Here is a 23871-nt window from a genome sequence, read left to right on the forward strand (position 1 = left end):
GAAGGGGGATGCGGCCTATAGGTGGCTGACATGACCGTTTCGCCCAGTCTGGATGACCGCCTTGACGAGGCCGCCCGCGCGGGAGATCCGCGCGCGGCGGTCTCTGTCGTTTTGCGCGAGACCTATGACGCCGCCCGCGCCCGCGCCGAGCGCAAGTTAGACGGCGGCATGAAGGGGCGCGATGTCGCCCGCCTCTACGCCACAGCCGCCGACGACCTGCTGGCGAGCCTGTGGCGGGTCGCCACCCAGGTCCTGTTTCCCGTCTCCGCCGTCGAGAGCGAACGGCTGTCCCTGGTGGCGGTCGGGGGTTACGGCCGGGGCGTGCTCGCGCCCTTTTCCGATCTGGACCTGCTGTTCCTGCGCCCGGCCAAGGCCACGCCGCGCGGGGAGAGCGTCATCCAGTTCGTCCTCTATGTGCTGTGGGACCTGGGCATCAAGGTCGGACCGGCGGTGCGCTCGGTCGAGGAATGCCTGACCCTGTCGCGCACCGACATGACGGTGCGGACCACCCTGCTGGAGGCCCGGCATCTGGTCGGCGACGAGCGGCTGTCGGACCTGATGATCGGCCGGTTCCGCGACATGGTCTCCAAGTCCGACCCGCGCCCCTTCATCGCCGCCAAGCTGGAAGAACGGGCCGTCCGGCATCAGAAGGCGGGCGTGACCCGCTACAAGGTCGAACCCAACGTCAAGGACGGCAAGGGCGGGCTTCGCGACCTGAACACCCTGTACTGGATCGCGCGCTCCTTGGCGCCCGACAGCCGGCTGGGCGCAACGGTGATGGACGAGATGTTCACCTCGCGCGAGCGTCGCGCCTCCGACGACGCCTTCGACTTCCTGTGGCGCGTGCGTATCCATCTGCACCTGATCGCGGGACGGGCCGAGGAGAAGCTGACGTTCGACATGCAGCCCGAGGTGGCCCGACGCATGGGCTGGCAGGGGCGGGGCGACGAACCGGCGGTGGAACGGTTCATGCGCCGCTACTTCCTGGTCGCGCGCGATGTCGGCGCCCTGACCCGCGCCATGTCGGCCAAGCTGGAGGCCCGCCACCAGAAGACGGCGCAAGGCCTGTCGCGGCTGATGACCCCGTTCCGACCCGCCCGCCGCAAGATGGAGGTCGAGGGGTTCTGGGTCGATCAGGGCCGGCTGTCGGTCGAAGGACCGGAGGTGTTCGCCGCCGATCCGGTCAAGCTGCTGACCCTGTTCGTCTGCGCCGACAAGCATGATCTGGACCTGCACCCCGACGCCTTTTCGGCCGTGACCCGGTCGCTGTCTCTGGTGACGCCCCGGCTGCGGCGCGATCCGGCGGCGACGCGGGCCTTTCTGGACATTCTGGCGCATGGCCAGCGGCCCTATCGCGTCCTGACCATCATGAACGAAACGGGCCTGCTGGGTCGGTTCCTGCCCGAGTGGGGGCGGATCGTGGGCCAGACCCAGTTCAACATGTACCACGCCTATACGGTGGACGAGCACACGCTGCAGGCCATTGGGATCATCAACGACATCGCGCGCGGCAAGCTGAAGGACGACCACCCTCTGGCCACCGAGATCGTCCAGCTGATCTCGGACATGGAAGCCCTGATGCTGGGCATGTTGCTGCACGACGTGGGCAAGGGCGGAGAGCGGGGGCAGCTGGAAGACGGCGCCATCGCCGCGCGCCGGGCCTGCGAACGGCTGGGCGTCGATCCGCGCCGTATCGAACTGGTCGTCTGGCTGGTGCGCAGCCATCTGGCGCTGAGCGATTATGCCCAAAAGCGCGACCTGTCGGACCCCGCCACCATCCGCGCCTTCGCCGAGCTGGTGGGCGACCCCGAACGGTTGCGAATGCTGCTGGTGCTGACCGTCGCCGACATCCGGGCGGTGGGGCCGGGGGTGTGGAACGGCTGGAAGGGTCAGTTGATGCGCACCCTCTACAATCAGGTCGCCGGCCTTTTCCGGGGCGAGGACGTGGCGCGCGAGGATCCGCTGGCGGAGCACCCGGCCCTGGTCGAGCGTGCGCGCCAGACGGGCGCCGCCGCCGAGGCCGCGCCGACCGCCCCCGTCGCGGGGCTGGCGGTCCAGACCACCGAGATCTCCATCGCCGCCGCCGACCGGCCGGGCCTGTTCGCGGACCTGGCCCAGACCATGGCCGCCCTGGGCGCCGACGTGACCGACGCCCGCGTGGCGACGCTGGACGACGTGGTGCTGGACGTGTTCCGCGTTCAGGACGGGGCGGGTCTGCCCTATGGCCAGGCCGAGCCCCGCCGGCTCAAGGCCCTGGTCGAAGCCCTGGAGAAGGCCGCGCGGGGCGACGGTCGTATCGGCCAGGCGCCAGACCCCACCGGAAATGCCCGCAAGGCGGCCTTCGAGGTTCGGCCCGTGGTCATGGTCGATCACCACGCCAGCGAGGTCGCCACCGTGGTCGAGGTGTCCTGCGCCGACCGGCCCGGCCTGCTGGCGGCTCTCTCGCGCGTGTTCAACGACGAAGGCCTGAACATCCGCTCCGCCCATGTCGCCAGCTATGGCGAGCGGGCGGTGGACAGCTTCTATGTGGTCGATGGCAAAGGCCGCAAGGTGACGTCCGAACAGCGGATCGCCGAACTGCGCACGGCCCTGGAAGCCGTGCTGGACAGCCGCGCCCCGGCCCCCGCAGGCCGCAAGGTCGCCTCGGCCCGCGCCAGCGCCCGCGACGTCTCGGACCTGGGCCGCCGCAGCCCGCGCGCGAAGCCCGTATCGCCCGGCGAGCAAGCGCGCTAAGCGAAAGCCTTCCTCCGCGCCCTGTCGAATGTCCGCATGAGCCTCGCCCGCAATACCCTGGTGCAGTCGACCCTGACGCTGGGCAGCCGCCTGCTGGGCTTCGGCCGCGATCTGGCCCTGTCGGCCAACTTCGGCCAGGGGGCGCTGATGGACGTCTGGTCCACGGCCCTGATGCTGCCCAACATGTTCCGCCGCCTGTTCGCCGAGGGCGCCTTCGCCCAGGCCTTCGTGCCGGTCTACGGCGGGGTCAAGACGCGCGAGGGCGACGAGGCCGCAGCCGTCACGGCCTCGGAGGCCATGTCCTTCATGTTCGCCGTGGTCGCGGCCTTCTGCATCCTGCTGCAGGTCGCCATGCCGTGGATCGTGCCCCTGCTGCTGTCGGCCTGGAAGGACGACGCCGAGGTGATGCGCGTCGGGGTGATCGCCACACAATTGGCCATGCCCTATCTGGCCTGCATGACCATCGCCTCCCTGTTGTCGGGGGTGCTGAACACCGGCGGTCGGTTCGCCCTGTCGGCGGCGGTTCCTGTCTTTCTGAACCTTTGCACCCTGGCGCCGCTGTTGGGCGGCTTCTTCCTGCCGGTCTCGCCCGCCATGGTGTTGCTGGCCACCAGCGCGGCGGTCACCGTCTCGGGCGTGATCCAGGCCGGCCTCCTGTGGTGGGGCGTGCGGCGTCTGGGCGTGAAGCTGAAGCTGGGCCTGCCGCGCCTGACCCCGAACGTGAAGCGCGCCCTGGCCCTGGCCGTGCCCGGCGCCATGGCCGGCGGGGCCATGCAGGTCAACTCGGTCGTGTCCCAGGTTCTGGCCGGATCGGACGCCGGCGCCCGCTCGGTGCTCTATAACGCCGACCGCCTCTACCAACTGCCGCTGGGTCTGGTCGGGGTGGCCATCGGCCTGGCCCTGGTGCCGCGCCTGACCCGGGCCTTCGTTTCCGGCGATCACGAGGGCGGACAGAAGACGCTGGACGACGGGATCAACCTGGCCATGGCCTTCACCCTGCCGGCCGCCGTGGCCCTGTTCGTCATCCCCTTCTTCATTATCGATGCGACAGTGACGCGCGGCGCCTTCACCAGCGCCGACGCCGCCCGCACCGCCGACGTGCTGCGTCAGTTCGCCTGGGGCGTGCCCGCCTTCGTCCTGGCCAAGGTCCTGACGCCGCCCTTCTTCGCCCGAGAAGACACGCGTCGGCCCATGTATTTCGCGGTCACCGCCGTGGTCATCACCGTGGTCCTGGGGTCGGGCCTGTTCTTCTGGTTCCGCACCCAGGGCTGGGACGGGGTGCTGGGCCTGGCCATCGCCACCAGCGTCTCGGCCTGGGTCAACGTCGGCCTGTTGGTCGGCGTTCTGATCCACGAGAACGCCTGGCGACCGTCGCCCGCCTTCGTCTCGCGTATCGTCCGTGTTCTGGCGGCCAGCGCGGTCATGGCCGGCCTGCTGCTGCTGGCCAGCCTCAACTATGGGCTTCTGAGCCGGATTTTGCTGGCCAAGGAGATCGCCGTCCTCGTCGTCTGCGGCCTGGGCGCCGGGGCCTATGGCGTCTGCCTCTTCGCCTTCCGCGCCGTCACCCTGTCTGAGCTGAAGGCGACCTTGCGGCGCGAGCCGGGCGGCGGCGCGGTCTCCGGTCTGGACTGACGGACGGGGAACCGATAAGCGCGAGGCCATGACGACCTCGGGCCTGATTTCCGACCGGCGATGGCGCGGCTGAACCGCCGCCGCCTTCACCACGCCTGCCTTTCGACCTTCCGAGACCCGACTCCATGACCGACCAGACCCCAGCCGTTGCGACATACGACGGCCCGCGCCGCATCCTGTCCGGCATCCAGGCCTCCGGCGCCCTGCACCTTGGCAACTATCTCGGCGCGCTGAAGCGGTTCGTCGAGCTGCAGGACCAGGGCGCGCCCGTCTTCGTCTTCGTCGCCGACATGCACGCCATCACCGTGTGGCAGGACCCGGCCAAGCTGGCCGCCCAGACGCGCGAGATCGCCGCCGCCTATCTGGCCTCGGGCCTGGATCCCGCCAAGTCGATCATCTTCCCGCAGTCGGCCGTGCGCGCCCATGCCGAACTGGCCTGGATCTTCAACTGCGTCGCCCGCCTCGGCTGGCTGGACCGGATGACCCAGTTCAAGGAGAAGTCGGGCAAGCACAAGGAACGGGCGTCGGTTGGCCTCTACACCTATCCCGTGCTCCAGGCCGCCGACATCCTGCTGTACAAGGCCACGGAAGTGCCGGTCGGCGAGGACCAGAAACAGCATCTGGAACTGACCCGCGACATCGCCGCCAAGTTCAACAACGACTTCGGCGCGCCCGGCTATTTCCCGGTGCCTGAGCCCATCATCCAGGGGCCAGCGACGCGCGTCATGTCCCTGCGCGACGGGGCGGCCAAGATGTCCAAGTCGGACCCGTCCGACAACAGCCGCATCAACCTGACCGACGACGCGGACGCCATCGCCTCCAAGATCAAGCGCGCCAAGACCGACCCGGAGCCTCTGCCGGAAACCTTGGACGGTCTGAACGACCGGCCCGAGGCCAAGAATCTGGTCGCCATTTACGCCGCCCTGGCCGGGCTGACCCGCGAACAGGTGATCGAACAGTTCGGCGGCCAAGGCTTCGGCGCCTTCAAGCCCGCTCTGGCGGACCTGGCGGTCTCTTCCCTGGCCCCGGTCACGGCCGAGATGCGCCGCCTGATGGACGACCCGGCCGAGATCGACCGCGTGCTGAAGGACGGCGCCGAACGCGCCGCCGCTGTGGCCGACCCGGTGGTGGACGAGGTCAAGAAGATCGTCGGCTTCTGGAGGGCGTGATGGGCATTTACGAGGCCAAGATCGCCTGGAGCCGAGGCGATCAGCCCTTCCTCGACAAGCGCTACAGCCGCGCCCATTCCTGGACCTTCGACGGCGGCGCGGTGGTGCCCGGTTCGTCGGCGCCGTCCAGCGTGCCGGTGCCGATGTCCGACGCCGCAGCGGTCGATCCGGAGGAAGCGATGATCGCCTCCCTGTCCAGCTGCCACATGCTGTGGTTCCTGGCCTTCGCCGCCAACGCCGGCCTGGTGGTCGACACCTATGTCGACGAGGCCTCGGGCAAGATGGGCAAGGACGAGAACGGCAAGCGCTACCTCGCCGAGGTGACGCTACGCCCCTTCACCAGCTTCTCCGGTCGCGAACCGGACCAGGCCGAGATCGACGCCCTGCACCACCAGGCCCATGAGCATTGCGAAATGGCCCATTCGGTCCGCGCGACCATCACGGTCGAGGCGACCATCGGCTAGGCGGCGACCGCCGTCTCCTCTTCGACCAGGGATCTGAACAGGCCGTGGGCGGCGATCATGCCGTCGGAGGTCGCCAGGGTGATGTTGGACGCGGCCCGCGCCAGATCACCGGCGGCGAAGACGCCCGGCTGGGTCGTCGCCTGCATGGCGTCCACCTTGATCACACGGCCCATCGGCGTGTCGGTCATCTCGCAGCCCAGCCGTTCGGCGAACGGGCTGGCCACGCGGATGCTGGCCCCGACGAAGATGGCCTTCAGCTCCACGAACCGCCCGTCGGTCAGCCGCGCGCCGGTCAGGGTCGGGGCTTCGCCCTCCAGCCGGGCGATGGGGGTGGTCTCGATAGTCACGCCACGCCGATACAGCAGATGGGCGTCCTCGGGCGACAGGCCGACGTCCAGATCCATGAACAGGGTGACCTGGCCCCATTCCGCGACGATGGCGGCGTATTGGACCGCATGGTCGCCGCGCCCCAGCACCCCGATGGGGCCGCCGCCGATCTCGTAGCCGTGGCACCAGGGGCAGTGCAGGGCGGTGCGGCCCCAGCGTTCCTTCACGCCAGGAATATCGGGCAGCACGTCCTCGACCCCATGCGACAGCAGAAGCCGGCGGCCACGGGTCCGCGTGCCGTCGGCGAAAGAGACCGAGAATCCGCCGTCGATCCGCTCGACCGCGACCGCCTCGGCCATGCGGAAGGCGGCGGTGGGATAGGCCGCGACCTGGGACCGCGCCGTCGCCGTGATCTCTGCACCCGGTCGGCCGTCGTTGGCCAGGACGCCATGGGCGCGGGCGGCGAAGCGGTTGCGCGGCCTTCCGTCGTCGATGACCAGCACACGGCGTCTGGCGCGGACCAGCTGCTGGGCGGCGGACAGGCCGGCGTAGGACCCGCCGATGATCAGGGCGTCGTGCGGCATGGGTTCAGCCTTCGTGGCGGTCGGCACGGAACAGATCTCTCTTTGGGTGTTCGGCCATCCGGCGCGAGAAGTCCGCCGCCAGATCGGCCAGGGTGATCTGGTTCAACCGCGCGACCAGCAGGGCGCGGGCGGCGGCGTAGGTTTCGGCCAGGGCGTCGTTGACCGCCGCCTCGACCAGGCAGCCGTCAGCCTCGACCGGCGGGGTTTCTGGAAACAGGCCGGGCTCGCCCAAGGCCGTGTTGACCTGGCCCAGGGTCACCTGATCCAGCGGCCGGGCCAGCCGCCATCCGCCGCCATGCCCCTTTTCCGAGGCCACCAGCCCCTGTTCACGCAGGCCCGCCATGGTCCGGCGCACGACGACCGGATTGGTCGACAGGCAGACGGCCAGTTGGTCCGAGGTCATGGGCGCCCCGGTCCGCGTCTCGTGCTCGGCCATGTGCAGCAAGGCATGAAGAATGTTGGAGAGGCGGGAATCTCTTTTCATGTAACTTCAATTGTTACGTGATAGGCCGCACGTCAAGACGGGCCATCCAGATTCTTTTCAGACGTGAGGGGCGACGTCGGTCAGGAAGGCGCGGAAGCGGCGCAGGGCCTCTTTGGTCAGGTCCGGGTCGTGGCGCATCGGGCCGTTGTTGGTCGGCTCGTCGAAGGCGTGGGTGCCGACGGCGATCCAGCTCTCGACCTCGGCGCCGCAGTTGCGGATCATGGCGTTGACCTGTTCGGCGTTGCGCTGCGTCGTCAGGTGGTCGCGTTTGCAGGTGACGGCCAGCACCTTGGGACAGTGCCGCCAGGGCTTCATCCGGTTGAAGGCGAACGGGCCGATATAGGGATAGGCCAGCCAGACGGCCTTGATCCCGGACAGGTCGGCGTCGCCGGGGTTGGTCACGCCGAACGTATTTGGCGTCGGTGCGCCGCTCATCATCTCCATGATCGACCAGCCGCCATGGCTCCAGCCCGCCAGCGCCAGTTGGGTCGGGTCCACATCCGGTCGCGCCGAAACGCCCTGGATCGCCGCCAGAAGGTCGCCCACCCGCTCATAGCCCCGGAAGGACAGGCCGGTGCAGACCGCCGTCAGGGTGAAGGCGCGGCCCCACCCGCGCGGGCCGTAGGAATCGATGATGAAGGCCCGCCAGCCCGCCGCCTTGGCTGCCGCAGCGTAGCGGGGCAGGTGGTCGCGCAGTCCGCCGCAGCCGTGGAACAGCAGCACCGCCGGCCGGGGCCGGTCGTCGTCAGGGCCCACAACGGTCATGTGGGGTTCGAGGCGGGCCCAGCGGCTCTTGAGGTCGTCCATTCCCGATTTACGCCGCAGCTTGCGCCCGAACACCAGCCCCTCTTGCGGATTTCGTCATTCAGATATATCTAACTTCTCGTGAATAGATATATCGAAAAGGAATCGATCATGAGGTCCAAGGGGATCTTTCAAGGACGCCGCGACGAATGCGGCGAAAAACACGGTCGTCATGGCGGGTTCGGCCATGCTTTCGGCAGAGACATGCGCGGCGGACGCGGCGCGGACTTCGGTCCCGGCTGGGAAGGAGGCGAGGCGCGGGGACGCGGTCACGGCCATGGCCGGCGCGGCGGTGGTCGCCTGTTCGACCACGGCACGCTTCGCTGGGTGCTGCTGTCGCTGATCGCTGAGAAGCCCAGCCACGGCTACGAACTGATCAAGGCGGTCGAGACGAAACTGGGTGGCGCCTATTCGCCCAGTCCCGGCGTCATCTACCCCAGCCTGACCCTGCTTGAGGAAATGGGCGCGCTGGAATCCGAGGCGCAGGGCGGCAAGAAACTGTATTCCATCACCGGCCCCGGCCGCGCCCTGCTGGCCGAGAACCAGGACATCCTGCGCGCCGCCGAGGCGACCATGGACAAGTTCGCCGCACGCGCCTTGCGTCCGACCGCCATCCAGGACGCCATCGGTCGCCTGCGCCACACGATCCACGGCCGTCTGACGAGCGAGACGGCCCTGACCGAGGCTCAGGTCCAGGCCATCGCCGCCATCCTGGCCGAGACCGCCGACAAGGTGGAACAGGCATGAGCGCCCGCGAAACCCGCCGCGTGCGGCACGAATTGAAGTTCCGCACCCTGACCGTCGCCTCGATCCAGGACCTGACCCCGGCCTATCGCCGCGTGGTCCTGATCGGGGACGACCTGGAAGGCTTCGTCTCCCTGGGCTTCGACGATCACGTGAAGATCTTCCCGGTCGCCGAGGGCCGGGCGCCCGTCCTGCCCACCATCGGGCCGGACGGTCCGGTCTTTCCAGAGCCGCGCCCCGTCGCCCGCGACTATACCCCTCGCGCCCATGACCCAGCGGGCCGGACATTGACGCTGGACTTCGTCGTCGGCCACGGCGGCCCGGCGACCGAATGGGCCATGGCGGCGAAGGTCGGCTCGATCCTAGGCGTCGGCGGTCCGCGCGGCTCCTTCATCGTGCCGACCGCCTTCTCCGACCATGTGCTGATCGGCGACGAGACAGCCCTGCCGGCCATCGCCAGACGGCTGGAGGAACTGCCCGGCGACGTCCGCGTCCATGTGATGGTCGAGGTCGAGGACGCAGGCCAGACCCTGAGCTTCGACAGCGCCGCCGAGGTCACTGTGACTTGGGCCGTCCGCAACGGCGCGCCTCGCGGTCGAACCGAGACCCTGCTGGGCGCTCTCGACGCGGCTTTGGCCGGAGTCGAGCGGTCAGATGCCTATGTCTGGATCGCCGCTGAATCCGCCGTTGCCAAGGCGTTACGTGCGCGGGTGCTCGACCTGGGGTTCTCGCCCAAGTCCATGAAGGCCGCCGGCTACTGGCGCCTGGGCGGCGTCGGCGCCCACGACGTCATTGAGAACTGACTCTGACCCGCGCAACGCAGTGTCAGGTTCAGCCGACCTCCGCCGGGGATCAGGCGCGACGATCCCTCCAGCACGCGGTCGATCCCGTGCCGTGCCAGTCGCGCCGGGCCCGTCAGGGCGCAGACGTCGCCGCTTTCCAGCTTTAAGGTCGTGGTGCGCCCGCCCTCGGCCGCGCCGATGCGGAACATGGCCGCGTCGCCAAGCGACACTGAAAGCACCGGCGCGCCGAGATCGGCCTCGTCGCGATCCTGATGCAGGCCCATCTTCGCTCCCTCGCGATACAGATTGACCAGACAGGCGTCCGGCGGCGCGGGCCAGCCGACCGTGGCGTCCCACAGGTCCAGCAGAACCTGCGGCATTGGGGGCCAGGGCCTCCCTGTTTCGGGATGGGTCGCCTGATAGCGATAACCGCTCCGGTCCGAGACCCAGCCCAGCGGCCCGAAATTGCTCATCCGCACCGAGAAGGGCCGGCCGCCCGGCGTGGTGGGTCGATAGAGCGGGGCCTGATCCAGCCGCTCGAACACCTCGGCGACCAGATCGGCCTGCGCCGCCGCATCGAGCGCCCCCGGCCATAGCCGAAAGCCCTCGACGGCGGTCTTTACCTCAACGGGTGTAGCTGTATTCGCCGATTTCGCAGACATTGATGCGTGAACGCGTCAGCTCCTCGCCGTTGGTGAACTCGGCCTTGAAGTCATAGATGCAGGCGCCCGAGCCGTCATCGATATTGATGCGCACATTCTGACCGTTCTCCAGCACGTCGTCGCCCAGGATGTCCTCTTCCCAGTCGTCGCTGCGCGAGTCCGACGCATAGAAGCGCAACATGGTCCAGCCGGTGCGGTTCTTGATGGTGACGTGACGGTCGTAACCGTCGCGCGACTGAACCGTCGGCGCCGTTGCGGGCGCCGGTGCAGCCGCGGCGGCCCCGACCAGAACGACGGCGGCGACCGCAGCCTTGAGCATGGTCTTGATCATTGTTTCCTCTCCCTTCCTTGATCGCGCTCCCTGAACGCGGCGAAAATTCTTATGCCTCACAATCGCGAACCCCGCATCTTCGAATTTCGTCGTTCTGTGAGATGGGTTGAATCGCAAATCGCCCTTGCAGGCCGGGGGGATTTTCCCATATCGGGGCCAGCTTCGGAGAAACCCCGCGAAAACTGGGGCTATCCAAACCGATCCACGCCAACCCAACCGGGGGCGGTCACGCGCGGCGCTTCGTCGAAGGCCGCCGCATCGCCCGCCGAACGAGAGAGACTGAAGAACACATGGCCAAGATTATCGGCATCGACCTCGGCACCACCAACTCCTGCGTGGCCGCCATGGACGGCAAGACCCCCAAGGTCATCGAGAACGCCGAGGGCAACCGCACGACCCCGTCGGTCGTGGCGATTCAGGACGGCGCAGAAGTGCTGGTGGGCCAGCCCGCCAAACGCCAGGCCGTCACCAACCCGTCCAACACCTTCTTCGCGATCAAGCGCCTGATCGGCCGCAGCTTCGATGATCCCGTGGTCGCCAAGGACAAGGGCATGGTGCCCTACGAGATCGTCAAGGGTCCGAACGGCGACGCCTGGGTGCGCGCCTTCGGCAAGGACTATTCCCCCCAGCAGATCTCGGCCTTCATCCTGCAGAAGATGAAGGAATCGGCCGAGGCCTTCCTGGGCGACAAGGTGACCCAAGCCGTCATCACCGTTCCCGCCTACTTCAACGACAGCCAGCGCCAGGCCACCAAGGACGCGGGCAAGATCGCCGGCCTGGAAGTGCTGCGCATCATCAACGAGCCGACTGCGGCTGCGCTCGCCTATGGCCTGGAAAAGAACGAAGGCCAGAAGATCGCCGTCTATGACCTGGGCGGCGGCACCTTCGACGTCTCGGTCCTGGAAATCGGCGACGGCGTCTTCGAAGTGAAGTCGACCAACGGCGACACCTTCCTGGGCGGCGAGGACTTCGACCTGCGCCTGGTCGATTACCTGGCCGACGAGTTCAAGAAGGAACAGAGCGTCGATCTGCGCCAGGACAAGCTGGCCCTTCAGCGCCTGAAGGAAGAGGCCGAAAAGGCCAAGAAGGAGCTGTCGACCACGACCCAATACGAGGTCAACCTGCCGTTCATCACCATGAATGCGTCGGGTCCGCTGCACCTGAACATCAAGCTGACGCGCGCCAAGCTGGAATCCCTGGTCGACGACCTGGTCCAGCGCACCATCGAGCCGTGCCGCAAGGCGTTGGCCGACGCTGGCCTGAAGGCGTCGGACATCGATGAAGTCGTCCTGGTCGGCGGCATGACCCGCATGCCCAAGGTCGTGGAAGCCGTGAAGGCCTTCTTCGGCAAGGAGCCGCACAAGGGCGTGAACCCTGACGAAGTTGTGGCCCTGGGCGCCGCCGTTCAGGCCGGCGTTCTGCAAGGCGACGTCAAGGACGTGCTGCTGCTGGACGTGACCCCTCTGACCCTGGGCATCGAGACCCTGGGCGGCGTCTTCACCCCGCTGATCGAGCGCAACACGACGATCCCGACCAAGAAGAGCCAGACCTTCTCGACCGCCGACGACAACCAGTCGGCCGTGACGATCCGCGTCTTCCAGGGCGAGCGTCCGATGGCGTCGGACAACAAGATGCTGGGTCAGTTCGACCTGATGGGCATTCCGCCGTCGCCGCGCGGCATGCCGCAGATCGAGGTCGCCTTCGACATCGACGCCAACGGCATCGTCAACGTCTCGGCCAAGGACAAGGCGACCAACAAGGAACAGTCGATCCGCATCCAGGCGAACGGCGGCCTGTCGGACGCCGACATCGACAAGATGGTCAAGGAAGCCGAGGCCAACGCCGCCTCCGACAAGATCCGCAAGGACCTGGTCGAGGCCCAGAACGCCGCCGACAGCCTGATCAACTCGACCGAGAAGGCCTTGGCCGAACACGGCGACAAGGTCGGCGCGGAAGAGAAGACGGCCATCGAGACCGGCCTGGCCGAGCTGAAGACCGCGCGCGAAGGCACGGACGCCGAAGACATCCGCGCCAAGACCAACACCCTGGTCCAGGCCTCGATGAAGCTGGGCGAGGCGATGTACGCCCAGCAGCAGGGCGCGGGCGAAGGTGACGCCGCCCCGGCCGACGACGGCGTGGTCGACGCCGAGTTCGAGGAAGTTTCGGACACCGACGGCGACGACAAGAAGAGCGCCTGATCCGCAACAGGTCGCTGAAATGATACGGCCCCGCTTGTCTTGCGATAGGCGGGGTCTTTTCATGAAACTTGCATCATTCATCCCGGCCCCCATGTCAGCCGGGACATCGATTTCGACCAGTGCGCGATAGAGGCGAGGCGAGATCGAACGGGGAAGTATGAGGACGGACGCCCGATGGCGCGTGATTATTACGAGGTTCTTGGCGTCGAACGCACGATCGACGCTCCCGGTCTGAAGGCCGCCTACCGCAAACTGGCCATGATCCATCACCCGGACCGCAACGGCGGCTCGGAAGAGTCGATGGCGCAGTTCAAGGAAGTGTCCGAGGCCTATACGGTCCTGTCGGACGAGAACAAGCGTGCGGCCTATGACCGGTTCGGTCATGCGGGGGTGAACGGCGGCGGTGGCGGAGGCTTCGGCCAGGGCCAGCAGGGCTTCTCGGACATCAACGACATCTTCTCCCAGGTGTTCGGCGATGCGTTCGGAGACGCCTTTGGCGGTCGCCAGCAGGGTCGAGGCCAACAGGGCGGACCGCGTCGCGGCTCGGACCTGCGCTACGATCTGGAGATCACCCTGGAGCAGGCCTACAAGGGCGAGGATGTCGAGATCGACATCCCCTCGACCATGACCTGCGACACCTGCGAGGGGTCCGGCGCCAAGCCGGGCACCAAGCCGGTCACCTGCACCACCTGCCAGGGCGCGGGTCGCGTGCGCCAGGCCAACGGCTTCTTCCAGGTCGAGCGCACCTGCCCCCGCTGCCACGGCGCCGGCCAGATGATCGCCGATCCCTGCACGACCTGCCATGGGCACGGCCAGGTCCGCAAAAACCGGACCCTGAACCTCAAGATTCCCGCCGGCGTCGATGACGGCTCACGCATCCGCCTGTCGGGCGAGGGCGATGCGGGCCAGCGCGGCGGGCCACGCGGCGATCTGTATGTCTTCCTCTCGGTGACGCCGCACGATCTGTTCGAGCGCGACAACCTGGACCTGCTGGTCACCGTGCCCGTGCCGATGACTGTGGCGGCCTTGGGCGGCGAGATCGATGCGCCCTGCCTGGTATCGGCCGCCTGCGACGGCAAGTGCAGGGCCGCCGTCACCGTGCCGGCCGGCGCCCAGACCGGCAAGACCGTGCGCATCAAGGGCAAGGGCATGCCCCATCTGAACGGCCGCAACCGCGGCGATCTGGTGGTCGAACTGTTCGTCGAGACGCCCACCGATCTGACCGCGCGCCAGCGTGAGTTACTGGAAGAGCTTGCCCTGTCGTTCGGCGAGGGGCAGAACCCTCGCAACTCCAGCTTCGCCGGAAAGGCGAAGCGCTTCTGGGCCGACATCCTGGGCAATCAGGACGCGGACGGATCGAAAGAGACGGCGGCTTGAGCGCAATCTTCCACGCCGGCATTTCCGGCTATCGCGGCCGGATGGGTCGCGCGGTTTCCCAGGTGCTGGATGCGCGTGAGGACGTTGTCGTCGCCGCCCGCTTCGACTGGGGCGAGACGGCCGACATCTCTCTGTGCGACGTGATCATCGACTTCTCGACCCCCGACGCCTCGGTCGCCCTGGCGCAGGCGGCGGCGGAACGCGGCGGTCCGGCCCTGGTCATCGGCTCGACCGGCTTCACGGCCGAGCAGGAGGCCGAGCTGATGAAGGCCGCCGAGAAGATCGCCATCGTCAAGAGCGGCAACTTCTCTCTGGGCGTGAACATCCTGATCGGCTTGGTCCAGCACGCCGCCCAGCGTCTGGACGCCCAGGACTGGGATATCGAGATCACCGAGGCCCACCACCGCAGGAAGTTGGATTCGCCGTCGGGGACCGCCCTGATGCTGGGCGAAGCCGCCGCCGAGGGCCGGTTCGCGGACTTGGCGGACCTTCAGTCCAAGCCTTACGACGGGGTGCAGGGCGAGCGCGAAAGCGGCAAGATCGGTTTCTCCTCCATCCGCGCCGGAGGCATCATCGGCGAACATACGGTCCTGTTCGCCTCCGAGGACGAGGTCCTGACCCTCAGCCACTCGGCCATTGATCGCAGCCTGTTCGCCAAGGGCGCCGTCGCCGCCGCAGCCTGGGTGCGAACCCGCAAGACCGGCCTCTACGACATGCAGGACGTGCTTGGCTTTCGCCAAGCTTGATGGCTGACGCCTGAGGCGCTTCGCGCCGCGCTATGTTCGCGACGCGGTCGCTCACGACTTGAGCGCGAGGGGTTTAGCCTCGTAGAAATCAGGCCGCGTCTTCCTGCGCCGGCAGGCCATAGGCCTCCCACAGCGAGCGATCCTTCAGCGCCTTGGCCAGGAAGGCGACGTGGGCCGCCTGTTCCTCGGGCGTGGAGCGCAGCGGGAGCGGACGGGGGCGCTGGCCATAGGCGGCGATTTCCAGCGCGCCGCCGGGACCGCGGCCGACCGGGCCGGACGACAGGTCCAGCACCCGCTCCTTGCCGCCGCGCAGCTCCAGATAGACCTCGGCCAGCAGGCGGGCGTCGATCAGGGCGCCGTGCAGTGTCCGTTCGACCAGCGACACCTTGTAGCGTTTGCACAGGGCGTCCAGCGAGTTGGGCATGCCCGGAAACCGGGTCTGGGCCAATTTCAGCGTGTCGATCCAGCGCGCCTCGCCCGTGATCGGCCGGCCGCACAGCTTGTACTCATGGTCGATGAAGTTGCGGTCGAAGGCCGCGTTGTGCGCGATCATCTGCGCGTCGCCGATGAATTCGATCAGGTCGTCCGCGATCTCGGCGAACTTGGGCGCATCCTTGACCTTGTCGTCGGTGATGCCGTGGACCCGGATCGCATCGGGCGGGATCAACCGCTCGGGATTGACGAAGCGGTGGAAGGTGCGGCCGGTCGGCAGCAGATCCTGGATCTCGATACAGCCGACCTCGATCAGTCGATCGCCCGTTTTGGGGTCGAAGCCGGTGGTCTCGGTATCCAGAACGATTTCGCGCGCCATGTCCCCTTAATGGAGACATTCGCCTCAGCGCGAAAGAGCGGCGGGCCCTCGCCGGGGAGATATCCACGACGGCTGCAGGACGGTGGCGACGATCACCTCCACGTGCGCTCGCGCCGCGTCGAGGCCCCGGCCGGTGTCGATCACGAAATCCGCGCGGGCGCGCTTTTCGGCGTCCGGCATCTGGCGGGCGAGGATGGCGTCGAACCGTTCGCGCGTCATGCCGGGACGGGCCAGGACACGCTCGGCCTGGATCGCGGGATCGGCGGTGACGACCACCACGGCGTCGACGGCCTTGTCGCCCCCGGTCTCGAACAGCAGAGGGATGTCGAGGACCGCCAGCCGGGTACCCACAGCACGCGCCGCCTCAAGATCCTCCGCCCGGCCCAGGGCGACCAGCGGATGGACGATGGTTTCCAGCCGACGAAAGGCGGTCTCGTCGCGGCCCAGCACCTCGGCCAGGCGGGTTCGGTCCACGGCGCCGTTGACGACCACGCCGGGGAAGGCCTCTCCCACGGGCTCAACCGCCGCGCCGCCACGGGCATAGAGGCGATGCACCGCGTCGTCGGCGCTCCAGACGACCGCGCCCAGATCGGCGAACATGGCCGTCGTCGTCGACTTGCCCATGCCGATGGAGCCGGTGAGACCGAGCAGGATCATGCCGTCTCGCCCAAATGGCGCATCAACAGGGCGCGCAGGTCCAGCGGCGGAGGAGGGCGACGAAACAGGGCCTCGAACGACGGCGTCGCCTGGCCGATCAGCATGGCCAGACCATCCACTGTCGGCAATCCGCGCGCCCGCGCCGCCGTCAGGAAGGGGGTTGCCAGCGGCTTGTAGGTCATGTCCATCACCACCGTGCCCGGTGCGATCCAGTCGAAATCGATCTGTGGCGACACACTGAGCGCATTGATGATCAGGGCCGCGCCATCGAAGGCGTCCGACGCCGCCATGACCCGTACGGACGGACCAAGATCGGCCGCCAGAGCCTGAGCCCGTTCCGGCGAGCGGTTGACGATGCGAACCTCTGCTCCGGCCTCGACCAGCGCCCCCGACCCCGCGCGCGCTGCACCGCCGGCGCCCAGCATGACCACCGGCCGGCCGGCGACGTCCAGATCCGGCGCCTGTTCCCTCAAGCCCCGCATCAGGCCGATCCCGTCGGAGCTGTCGGCCGATACCCGGCCGTCGTCGAACGTCAGGATATTGGCCGAGGATGTCAGCCGCGCCGCCGGCGTCGCCGTATCGGCCAGGGCGAAGGCCTGTTCCTTGAAGGGCGCGGTGACGTTCAGGCCCATGATCAGGCCCGCACGTCCGGCAGCGACCAAAGCCTCGAACCCGGCTGCATCGGTGGGGGCGAAGGGGACATAGGCCCCGTCGATGTCGCCCGCCGCCAGCCAGGCGTTGTGGATTACCGGGCTGAGCGAATGGGCCACCGGATTGCCAGCGATCCCGGCGACCATGGCGGCGCCCGTTATGCGGTGCGTGCTCATGCCGCGATCACTCCCGCCCGCCGCAGTTCGGCCAGAACAGGCCACAGGGGCAGGCCCAGGACGGTGAAATAGTCGCCGTCCACCGCCTCGAACAGCTGCGACCCCACACCCTCCAGCCGATAGGAGCCGACGCAGGACAGCAGGGCCTCGCCCTCCGCCGCCAGATAGGCGTCGAGGAAGGCGTCGGAGAAATCCCGCATCCGCATCTCGACCGTATCGACGCCGGACCAGACGATCTGCCCCTTGGTCGCCAGGGCGGCGCCGGAATGAAGCTGGTGCGACTTGCCGCGCATGGACTTCAGCCGCGAACGCGCGGCGTCCAGAGACTTGGCCTTGGAAACCAGTCCGTCGTCGAAGGCGAGGGTCTGGTCCGAGCCCAGCACCCAGACGGTTTCGTCGTCGCGCGAGACAGCCAGAGCCTTGGCCTCGGCCAGACGCACCGCCAGGGCCGCCGCGTCCAGATCGCCGGACACGGCCTTGATCGCGTCTTCGTCCACGTTGGCGACGCGCACCTCAAAGGCGACGCCGGCGTTTTCCAGCATGGCGCGACGGGCGGCGCTCTTGGACACCAGGATCAGACTTTCGCGCTCAAGCAGCCCGTAGGGCGGTAGCGCATCAGAGAGCTCACCCATTACCAGGTCGTCCCGATCTTGTGGTTGCGATGCTCGCTGAGCAGGTTGGTGATCGCGGCTGCCGTTTCCTCGACCGAACGGCGGGTCACGTCGATGGTCGGCCAGCCGCGGCGTTCGAAGGCCCGTCGCGCCTTGATCGTCTCGTCGCGAACGGCGTCCTGGTCGGTGTAGTTGGACGACTGGTTGGCGTTCAGATTGTCGATCCGGTTGCGGCGGATCTGCACCAGCCGGTCGGGAGAGACCGTCAGGCCGATCACCAACGGCTTCTTCAGCTTCGTCAGCCGCTCGCCGTCCTCTTGGCCCGGCACCAGCGGCACATTCGCCGCCCGGATGCCCCGATGAGCCAGATAGATGCAGGTCGGGGTCTTGGACGTTCGGCTGACCCCGCACAGCACGACATCCGCGCCCTCCAGCTGGTCCAGCGACCCCTGACCATCATCATAGGCCATGGCGAAATCCAGCGCCGCGATCCGGTTGAAATAGTCGTGGTCCAGAGCGTGTTGGGCGCCGACGCGCGTGGACAGGGCGGCGCCCAGATAGCGCGACATGGCGCCGACCAAGGGATCCAGCGCCCCGATCTGGGGCATGTCCAGACGGCGGCAGCCTTCCTCCAGTTGTTCGCGCAGGTCCCGGTCCACCAAGGTGTGCAGCACGACGCCCGGCGCAGCCTCCACCTCCTGAAGCACCCGGTCCATCTGCTTGTCCGATCGGACCAGGGCGTAGATGTGCTCGATGGGGATGACGCCGTCGAAGCGCGCCGTTACCGCCTTGGCCATGGCGTTCAGCGTCTCGCCGGTGGAATCCGACACCAGATGCACATGGAAATAGGTGGCCAGACGGGCCGGTCCCGAAGGTCTCGCTGGGCTCATGAGACTGTCTGTCTCCCTGTTGAAAGTAAGGGGACGGCGTTGGACCGTCGGGGCGCCGTTTTCCTTAGCCCCTCCTCGCTCGGCCCGCGAGCGGGGATGAAGGTGGATGGCGGTCCCCATCCGAGGGCGGATCATCCCAAGGCGGAAAACCGGTTTCTCCATCGCTGTGGAAAATCCTAACGAAGGGTTAACGCCGCTTAACCGTGCTCACAGGCGCAAGTCCCCGCAAACCCTTACCTGTTAAGGTTTCGTTAGGGATTGTCCACCGCCGGGATTGTCGCCCATGGCGTCCCCGTTAAGGATACGCCGGACGTGGATATCCGCTTTTGTTCCGCCGGCTGTCCTGAAGTCATCCCCGCCATTCCACCGCCCTACCTGCCACTTCGAATCTTTTAATTCTTAATCTGATTAGGGATTGAGAGCGGGGGGCTGTGACCTTAATCGTCCGGCATGACCGATCCGACCCAGAACGCTGATCAGACGCCCCTAATGATCCGGGCTCTCCGAGGGGAGACGCTGGATCGTCCGCCGGTCTGGTTCATGCGTCAGGCGGGACGGTACCTGCCCGAGTATCGCAAGCTGAGGTCCGAGGCGCCGGACTTCATCGCCTTCTGCCTGAATCCCGAAATGGCGGCCGAGGCGACGCTGCAGCCGATGCGACGGTTCGGCTTTGATGCGGCCATCGTGTTCGCCGACATCCTGTTGATCCCCCGCGCACTGGGCCAGGATGTCTGGTTCGAGACGGGCGAGGGGCCAAGGCTCGGCGAAATGCCCATTCCCGGCCGGATGGCGGAACTGGCGCCGGCGGCGGGCGAGCATCTGTCGGCCGTGGGCGAGACCTTGTCGATCGTGCGCGCGGCGCTGGAGCCCGAGCGCGCCCTGATCGGGTTCGCCGGGGCGCCCTGGACGGTCGCGACCTATATGCTGGACGGCGAGCACCGCACCATCGGCAAGGGCGAACGCGCCCAGGCCCGGACCTACGCCTATGCCGACCCCAGGCGGGTGGACGAGACGCTGGAGGTTCTGGTCGAGGCCACGGCGCGGTATCTGAAGATGCAGGCCGACGCCGGCGCCCAGGTTCTGAAGATCTTCGAGAGCTGGGCCGAGGGACTGCCGGACGATCTGTTCGAAAGACTTGTCCTGAAGCCCCACCAGGCGCTTGTGAAGCGCACGCGGGAGCTGGGTGTCACCGTGCCCCTGATCGGCTTCCCACGGGGCTCTGCGGCGCTTGCAGAGCGGTATGCGCAGGAGGTCGAGGTCGACGCCGTCGCCCTGGACACCGCCTGCCCGCTGGAAGTCGGCAAACGGGTGCAGGAGATCAAGCCGATCCAGGGCGCGCTGGACCCCCTGCTGCTGCGCGCCGGCGGCGACCTGCTGGATCGCCGCGTGGATCAGCTGATGGAGGCCTGGGGGCAGGGGCCGTGGATCTTCAACCTGGGACACGGCATCCTGCCAGACGTGCCGATCGATCACGTCGAACAGGTTCTGAAACGGATCGGCGCCCAATGACGCAAGCGACCCAAGGCCGCCGTATCGCGGTGGTGCTGTTCAATCTGGGCGGGCCTGACGACCAGGCTTCGGTCAAGCCGTTTCTGTTCAACCTGTTCAGCGACCCGGCCATCATCGGCCTGCCGGGGATCGTGCGTACGCCGCTGGCCAAGCTGATTTCCAGCCGACGCGAGACCAGCGCCCAGGCCAATTACGCCCTGATGGGCGGGGGATCGCCCCTGCTGCCGGAAACCCGTCGCCAGGCCGGGGCGCTGGAGACGGTGCTGAACGCCCGGTTGTCGGGCGACACGGTGCGGGTCTTCATCGCCATGCGTTACTGGAACCCGCTGACCGAGGAGACGGCGGCCGAGGTCGCCGCCTTCGGGCCGGACGAAGTAGTGCTGCTGCCGCTGTATCCGCAGTTCTCGACCACGACGACGCAGTCTTCGCTCAAGGCCTGGAACGCGACCTACAGCGGCTCGGGCGTCAGCCGCGCCGTCTGCTGCTATCCGGCCGCGGCGGGTTGGGTCGAGGCCCAGGCCCAGGCCATCGGCGAGAAGCTGGACGAGGCGGTGGGCCAGTCGGTGCGCGTGCTGTTCTCCGCCCACGGCATCCCCGAGAAGCTCGTGACCGGCAAGGGCGATCCCTATCAGGAGCAGATCGAGACGACGGTCGCCGCCGTGGTCGCCGCCATCGAGGCGCGGCGCGGACCGATCGACCACGCCATCTGCTACCAGAGCCGCGTGGGGCCGATGAAATGGTTGGGCCCCTCGACGCCCGAGGCCATCGAACAGGCGGCCAGGGACGGCGTTGGCGTGGTCATAACCCCCATCGCCTTCGTGTCCGAACATATCGAGACCCTGGTAGAGCTGGATATCGAATACGGCGAACTGGCCCATGAAAAAGGGGCCAGTCCCTATCTGCGGGCGCCGGCGGTCGGGATCGAACCCCTGTTCATCGACGCCTTGGCCGATGCGGCGGTCAGCGCCCTGTCCCGCACGGGCGTCGCGCCGTTCGGTCAAGGCTGCAAGGCGGACTGGAAGGCCTGTCCGTATCGCAACGGGAGACAGGCGGCATGAATACCTACGACCTGGCGCGTGGCCTGCACATCCTTGCCGTCATCGCCTGGATGGCGGGGCTGTTGTTCCTGCCGCGCCTCTATGCCTATGACGCCGAACAGCAGTCCAAGCCCGAGCCGTTGAAAGGCGAGATGCAGGGCCTGCTGCGCCTGTGGCAGACGCGGCTGCTGCGCATCATCCTGAACCCGGCTATGATCCTGTCCTGGGCGTTCGGGCTGTGGCTGATCCACATCGATGTCTCCGCGCGCGGCGCGGGCTTTCTGGCCGAGCCGTGGATGATCGCCAAACTGTCCGGCGTCTTCCTGCTCAGCGGCTGGCATGGTTTCCTTTCGGCGCAGAGGAAGAAGATCGCGGCAGGGACGTCGAAATACTCCGGCAAGTTCTGGCGCATGACCAATGAGGTTCCCTTCGTCCTGGCCATCGTCATGGTGCTGTCGGTGACGACGGAGTGGACGTTCGGTTAAGCGGCTCCGCTTGACCTGACCCGCCGCCTGTGGTTCCGCTGGCGGCGAACCGTTCGGCGTCTGCGTCGGCGGTCCCTCTCTTTTCGTGACGCCTGCAGGCCTTGAGCCAGCGGGAGCCCGTCGCGCCTCCCTTCGGCCTTACGGCCAGACATTTTCAGAGACCCGCGCCGCAGCCGCTTGGCCGTGTGCGCTCGCGAGCCTGCATCATGACCGACGTCCGCGACACCAATCCCGACACGCCTGAAAACGAAGCGGTGGAGGCGCAAGCCCCGACCCATCACGGCGCCGAGCATGAAGCCGGTGAAGTCGCAGGCGCCGATTCCGGCGTGGACACCACGGCCGATGACGATGACGACGGCGAACCCGTCGTCGCCAACGGCCGGATCACCCTGGCCGAACTGAACGAGAAGACGCCGGCCGACCTGGTAGCCTTCGCCGAACAGCTGGAGGTCGAGAACGCCTCGAACCTGCGCAAACAGGACCTGCTGTTCGCCATCCTCAAGGCCTTGGCCGACGAGGAAGTCGAGATCATCGCCGACGGCGTGCTGGAAATCCTGCCCGACGGGTTCGGCTTCCTGCGCAGTTCGGACGCCAACTATCTGCCTGGTCCGGACGATGTCTATGTGTCGCCGTCGCAGATCCGTCGCTTTGGCCTGCGCTCGGGCGACACCGTCCACGGCGCCGTGCGGGCGCCGCGCGAAGGCGAGCGCTATTTCGCCCTTCTCAAGGTCGACACGATCAATCTCGAAGACCCCGAGATGGTCAAGACCAAGGTCCTGTTCGACAACCTGACGCCCCTCTATCCCGAGGAGCGGCTGAACATGGAAATCCAGGATCCGACGCTGAAGGATCGTTCGGGCCGGGTCATCGACATCGTCGCTCCCCTCGGCAAGGGCCAGCGCTGCCTGATCGTGGCGCCGCCGCGCGTCGGCAAGACGGTGATGCTGCAGAACATCGCCAAGTCGATCGAGAAGAACCACCCGGAAGTCATCCTGATCGTCCTGCTGATCGACGAACGGCCGGAAGAAGTGACCGACATGCAGCGAACCGTGAAGGGCGAGGTCGTGGCCTCGACCTTCGACGAACCGGCAACGCGCCACGTCGCCGTCGCCGAAATGGTGATCGAAAAGGCCAAGCGCCTGGTCGAGCACAAGAAGGACGTGGTGATCCTGCTGGACTCCATCACCCGCCTGGGTCGCGCCTACAACGCTACCGTCCCGTCGTCGGGCAAGGTGCTGACCGGGGGCGTCGACGCCAACGCCTTGCAACGGCCCAAACGCTTCTTCGGCGCCGCGCGGAATGTGGAGCAGGGCGGGTCGCTGACCATCATCGCCACGGCCCTGATCGACACTGGCAGCCGCATGGACGAGGTGATCTTCGAAGAGTTCAAGGGCACCGGCAACTCGGAAATCGTGCTGGACCGCAAGGTCGCCGACAAGCGCATCTTCCCCGCCATCGATGTGCTCAAGTCCGGCACCCGCAAGGAAGACCTGATCACGCCGAAGGATCAACTGGCCAAGACCTATGTCCTGCGCCGCATCCTGAACCCTATGGGTCCGCAGGACGCGATCGAATTCCTGCTCGACAAACTGCGTCAGTCGAAGAACAACTCGGACTTCTTCCAGTCGATGAACACCTGATCCGTCTTCGGACGTTTCACGTGAAACAGGAGACGGTGCGATGAAGGTCAATGTCGAAGTGGAGTGCACCCCGGCGGAGGCGCGGGCCTTCCTGGGGCTGCCCGATGTCACGCCGCTCAACGACGCGATGGTCGCCGAGATGCAGAAGCGGATGGAGACCAATGTCGCCGCCATGCAGCCCGAAGAGCTGATGAAGACCTGGACCAGTTTCGGCCTTCAGGCTCAGGACCAGTTCCGCCGTCTTATGGAAGCGGCCGTCAAACCATGACCACGCCTCTCCTCCCCATGGAATGGGGAGGGGGACCCCGAAGGGGTGGAGGGGCTGTGTCCGCATCCACCGCTGGTGGCCCCTCCGTCACGCCGCTGA

At 67.3% G+C, this 23871-nt stretch carries 24 protein-coding genes; 14 read left to right on the forward strand and 10 right to left on the reverse strand.

Annotation, left to right across the window (positions count from 1 at the left end; genetic code table 11):
* The first annotated feature begins 30 nt into the window (after positions 1-30).
* The 4 genes from glnD (at position 31) to ACQY72_RS10050 (ending at position 5998) form a co-directional block, all read left to right on the forward strand.
* The gene (gene glnD, locus ACQY72_RS10035; protein WP_428153349.1) at positions 31-2733 is read left to right on the forward strand and encodes a [protein-PII] uridylyltransferase; all 2703 of its coding nucleotides are present in this window, start codon (positions 31-33) and stop codon (positions 2731-2733) included.
* A gap of 36 nt (positions 2734-2769) precedes the next feature.
* Positions 2770-4365: a murein biosynthesis integral membrane protein MurJ gene (murJ, locus tag ACQY72_RS10040; RefSeq protein ID WP_428153351.1), complete on the forward strand. Its 1596-nt coding sequence runs from the start codon at positions 2770-2772 to the stop codon at positions 4363-4365.
* A gap of 125 nt (positions 4366-4490) precedes the next feature.
* A complete protein-coding gene (gene trpS, locus ACQY72_RS10045) occupies positions 4491-5534 on the forward strand; it encodes a tryptophan--tRNA ligase (RefSeq protein WP_426022569.1) in 1044 nt (347 codons plus the stop codon).
* Positions 5534-5998 carry an OsmC family protein gene (locus tag ACQY72_RS10050; RefSeq protein ID WP_428153352.1) on the forward strand — a complete coding sequence of 155 codons (465 nt, stop codon included), beginning with the start codon at positions 5534-5536 and terminating at the stop codon, positions 5996-5998. Before trpS ends, ACQY72_RS10050 begins: the two co-directional genes overlap by 1 nt.
* Here ACQY72_RS10050 and ACQY72_RS10055 read toward each other — a convergent pair.
* From ACQY72_RS10055 to ACQY72_RS10065, 3 genes are read right to left on the reverse strand one after another with little or no spacing between them, the layout of a single operon-like run.
* Entirely contained in the window at positions 5995-6936 is a 942-nt protein-coding gene (locus ACQY72_RS10055) for an NAD(P)/FAD-dependent oxidoreductase (protein ID WP_428153354.1), read from the reverse strand. The genes ACQY72_RS10050 and ACQY72_RS10055 overlap by 4 nt on opposite strands.
* Complete coding sequence (locus ACQY72_RS10060; RefSeq protein ID WP_428153356.1) at positions 6914-7393, reverse strand: Rrf2 family transcriptional regulator; 480 nt, start codon at positions 7391-7393, stop codon at positions 6914-6916. The genes ACQY72_RS10055 and ACQY72_RS10060 overlap by 23 nt, the downstream gene beginning before the upstream one ends.
* 57 nt (positions 7394-7450) lie before the next feature.
* The gene (locus ACQY72_RS10065; RefSeq protein ID WP_428153357.1) at positions 7451-8158 is read right to left on the reverse strand and encodes a dienelactone hydrolase family protein; all 708 of its coding nucleotides are present in this window, start codon (positions 8156-8158) and stop codon (positions 7451-7453) included.
* Between the two features lie 150 nt (positions 8159-8308).
* On the opposite strand from ACQY72_RS10065, the gene ACQY72_RS10070 reads away from it, so the two are divergent.
* Together ACQY72_RS10070 and ACQY72_RS10075 are read left to right on the forward strand one after the other, a co-directional pair.
* Positions 8309-8944, forward strand: a complete 636-nt coding sequence (locus tag ACQY72_RS10070) for a PadR family transcriptional regulator (RefSeq protein WP_428153359.1) — start codon at positions 8309-8311, stop codon at positions 8942-8944.
* Positions 8941-9744, forward strand: coding sequence for a siderophore-interacting protein (locus tag ACQY72_RS10075; protein ID WP_428153360.1), 804 nt, complete (start codon positions 8941-8943; stop codon positions 9742-9744). The genes ACQY72_RS10070 and ACQY72_RS10075 overlap by 4 nt, the downstream gene beginning before the upstream one ends.
* Here the strand turns inward: ACQY72_RS10075 and ACQY72_RS10080 are convergent.
* Together ACQY72_RS10080 and ACQY72_RS10085 are read right to left on the reverse strand one after the other, a co-directional pair.
* Positions 9696-10385 (reverse strand): alpha-ketoglutarate-dependent dioxygenase AlkB, encoded by a 690-nt coding sequence (locus ACQY72_RS10080; RefSeq protein WP_428153361.1) that lies wholly within the window; start codon positions 10383-10385, stop codon positions 9696-9698. The genes ACQY72_RS10075 and ACQY72_RS10080 overlap by 49 nt on opposite strands.
* Positions 10348-10716, reverse strand: coding sequence for a hypothetical protein (locus tag ACQY72_RS10085; protein ID WP_428153362.1), 369 nt, complete (start codon positions 10714-10716; stop codon positions 10348-10350). Before ACQY72_RS10085 ends, ACQY72_RS10080 begins: the two co-directional genes overlap by 38 nt.
* A gap of 257 nt (positions 10717-10973) precedes the next feature.
* Here ACQY72_RS10085 and dnaK point away from each other — a divergent pair, with 257 nt between their 5' ends.
* The 3 genes from dnaK to dapB all read left to right on the forward strand — a co-directional run bounded on the left by dnaK (position 10974) and on the right by dapB (position 15037).
* On the forward strand, positions 10974-12914 hold the full coding sequence (gene dnaK / locus ACQY72_RS10090; RefSeq protein WP_428156697.1) for a molecular chaperone DnaK: 1941 nt from the start codon (positions 10974-10976) through the stop codon (positions 12912-12914).
* 174 nt (positions 12915-13088) lie between these two features.
* Entirely contained in the window at positions 13089-14291 is a 1203-nt protein-coding gene (gene dnaJ / locus ACQY72_RS10095) for a molecular chaperone DnaJ (protein WP_428153364.1), read from the forward strand.
* On the forward strand, positions 14288-15037 hold the full coding sequence (gene dapB / locus ACQY72_RS10100; protein ID WP_428153365.1) for a 4-hydroxy-tetrahydrodipicolinate reductase: 750 nt from the start codon (positions 14288-14290) through the stop codon (positions 15035-15037). Before dnaJ ends, dapB begins: the two co-directional genes overlap by 4 nt.
* A gap of 88 nt (positions 15038-15125) precedes the next feature.
* Here dapB and dnaQ read toward each other — a convergent pair whose 3' ends face one another.
* The 5 genes from dnaQ to ACQY72_RS10125 are packed head-to-tail and all read right to left on the reverse strand — an operon-like array spanning position 15126 to position 18833.
* Positions 15126-15848 (reverse strand): DNA polymerase III subunit epsilon, encoded by a 723-nt coding sequence (dnaQ, locus tag ACQY72_RS10105; protein ID WP_428153367.1) that lies wholly within the window; start codon positions 15846-15848, stop codon positions 15126-15128.
* A 24-nt stretch (positions 15849-15872) separates the two neighbouring features.
* Positions 15873-16505, reverse strand: coding sequence for a dephospho-CoA kinase (gene coaE, locus ACQY72_RS10110; RefSeq protein WP_428153369.1), 633 nt, complete (start codon positions 16503-16505; stop codon positions 15873-15875).
* Positions 16502-17332, reverse strand: coding sequence for a shikimate dehydrogenase family protein (locus ACQY72_RS10115; protein ID WP_428153370.1), 831 nt, complete (start codon positions 17330-17332; stop codon positions 16502-16504). The genes coaE and ACQY72_RS10115 overlap by 4 nt, the downstream gene beginning before the upstream one ends.
* Positions 17329-17964, reverse strand: a complete 636-nt coding sequence (locus tag ACQY72_RS10120) for a Maf family protein (protein WP_428153371.1) — start codon at positions 17962-17964, stop codon at positions 17329-17331. Before ACQY72_RS10120 ends, ACQY72_RS10115 begins: the two co-directional genes overlap by 4 nt.
* On the reverse strand, positions 17964-18833 hold the full coding sequence (locus ACQY72_RS10125; protein WP_428153372.1) for a pyruvate, water dikinase regulatory protein: 870 nt from the start codon (positions 18831-18833) through the stop codon (positions 17964-17966). The genes ACQY72_RS10120 and ACQY72_RS10125 overlap by 1 nt, the downstream gene beginning before the upstream one ends.
* A gap of 450 nt (positions 18834-19283) precedes the next feature.
* On the opposite strand from ACQY72_RS10125, the gene hemE reads away from it, so the two are divergent.
* The 5 genes from hemE (at position 19284) to ACQY72_RS10150 (ending at position 23772) form a co-directional block, all read left to right on the forward strand.
* Positions 19284-20342, forward strand: coding sequence for a uroporphyrinogen decarboxylase (gene hemE, locus ACQY72_RS10130; RefSeq protein WP_428153373.1), 1059 nt, complete (start codon positions 19284-19286; stop codon positions 20340-20342).
* Positions 20339-21400, forward strand: coding sequence for a ferrochelatase (gene hemH, locus ACQY72_RS10135; protein ID WP_428153374.1), 1062 nt, complete (start codon positions 20339-20341; stop codon positions 21398-21400). The genes hemE and hemH overlap by 4 nt, the downstream gene beginning before the upstream one ends.
* A complete protein-coding gene (locus tag ACQY72_RS10140) occupies positions 21397-21864 on the forward strand; it encodes a CopD family protein (RefSeq protein ID WP_428153375.1) in 468 nt (155 codons plus the stop codon). The genes hemH and ACQY72_RS10140 overlap by 4 nt, the downstream gene beginning before the upstream one ends.
* A gap of 206 nt (positions 21865-22070) precedes the next feature.
* Positions 22071-23504, forward strand: coding sequence for a transcription termination factor Rho (rho, locus tag ACQY72_RS10145; RefSeq protein WP_346497039.1), 1434 nt, complete (start codon positions 22071-22073; stop codon positions 23502-23504).
* 40 nt (positions 23505-23544) lie between these two features.
* On the forward strand, positions 23545-23772 hold the full coding sequence (locus ACQY72_RS10150; RefSeq protein ID WP_428153376.1) for a DUF6489 family protein: 228 nt from the start codon (positions 23545-23547) through the stop codon (positions 23770-23772).
* Positions 23773-23871 lie beyond the last annotated feature (99 nt).

The organism is Brevundimonas sp., assembly GCF_965279155.1.
In the GTDB taxonomy this organism is placed as follows: Bacteria; Pseudomonadota; Alphaproteobacteria; order Caulobacterales; family Caulobacteraceae; genus Brevundimonas.

Excerpts from the sequence above, each read along its gene's own strand:
- glnD (WP_428153349.1), top strand. The coding sequence starts at position 31 with ATGACCGTTTCGCCCAGTCTGGATGACCGCCTTGACGAGGCCGCCCGC.
- murJ (WP_428153351.1), top strand. The coding sequence starts at position 2,770 with ATGAGCCTCGCCCGCAATACCCTGGTGCAGTCGACCCTGACGCTGGGC.
- trpS (WP_426022569.1), top strand. The coding sequence starts at position 4,491 with ATGACCGACCAGACCCCAGCCGTTGCGACATACGACGGCCCGCGCCGC.
- ACQY72_RS10050 (WP_428153352.1), top strand. The coding sequence starts at position 5,534 with ATGGGCATTTACGAGGCCAAGATCGCCTGGAGCCGAGGCGATCAGCCC.
- ACQY72_RS10060 (WP_428153356.1), bottom strand. The coding sequence starts at position 7,393 with ATGAAAAGAGATTCCCGCCTCTCCAACATTCTTCATGCCTTGCTGCAC.
- ACQY72_RS10065 (WP_428153357.1), bottom strand. The coding sequence starts at position 8,158 with ATGACCGTTGTGGGCCCTGACGACGACCGGCCCCGGCCGGCGGTGCTG.
- ACQY72_RS10070 (WP_428153359.1), top strand. The coding sequence starts at position 8,309 with ATGAGGTCCAAGGGGATCTTTCAAGGACGCCGCGACGAATGCGGCGAA.
- ACQY72_RS10075 (WP_428153360.1), top strand. The coding sequence starts at position 8,941 with ATGAGCGCCCGCGAAACCCGCCGCGTGCGGCACGAATTGAAGTTCCGC.
- ACQY72_RS10080 (WP_428153361.1), bottom strand. The coding sequence starts at position 10,385 with ATGTCTGCGAAATCGGCGAATACAGCTACACCCGTTGAGGTAAAGACC.
- ACQY72_RS10085 (WP_428153362.1), bottom strand. The coding sequence starts at position 10,716 with ATGATCAAGACCATGCTCAAGGCTGCGGTCGCCGCCGTCGTTCTGGTC.
- dnaJ (WP_428153364.1), top strand. The coding sequence starts at position 13,089 with ATGGCGCGTGATTATTACGAGGTTCTTGGCGTCGAACGCACGATCGAC.
- dnaQ (WP_428153367.1), bottom strand. The coding sequence starts at position 15,848 with ATGGCGCGCGAAATCGTTCTGGATACCGAGACCACCGGCTTCGACCCC.
- coaE (WP_428153369.1), bottom strand. The coding sequence starts at position 16,505 with ATGATCCTGCTCGGTCTCACCGGCTCCATCGGCATGGGCAAGTCGACG.
- ACQY72_RS10115 (WP_428153370.1), bottom strand. The coding sequence starts at position 17,332 with ATGAGCACGCACCGCATAACGGGCGCCGCCATGGTCGCCGGGATCGCT.
- ACQY72_RS10120 (WP_428153371.1), bottom strand. The coding sequence starts at position 17,964 with ATGGGTGAGCTCTCTGATGCGCTACCGCCCTACGGGCTGCTTGAGCGC.
- ACQY72_RS10125 (WP_428153372.1), bottom strand. The coding sequence starts at position 18,833 with ATGAGCCCAGCGAGACCTTCGGGACCGGCCCGTCTGGCCACCTATTTC.
- hemE (WP_428153373.1), top strand. The coding sequence starts at position 19,284 with ATGACCGATCCGACCCAGAACGCTGATCAGACGCCCCTAATGATCCGG.
- hemH (WP_428153374.1), top strand. The coding sequence starts at position 20,339 with ATGACGCAAGCGACCCAAGGCCGCCGTATCGCGGTGGTGCTGTTCAAT.
- ACQY72_RS10140 (WP_428153375.1), top strand. The coding sequence starts at position 21,397 with ATGAATACCTACGACCTGGCGCGTGGCCTGCACATCCTTGCCGTCATC.
- rho (WP_346497039.1), top strand. The coding sequence starts at position 22,071 with ATGACCGACGTCCGCGACACCAATCCCGACACGCCTGAAAACGAAGCG.
- ACQY72_RS10150 (WP_428153376.1), top strand. The coding sequence starts at position 23,545 with ATGAAGGTCAATGTCGAAGTGGAGTGCACCCCGGCGGAGGCGCGGGCC.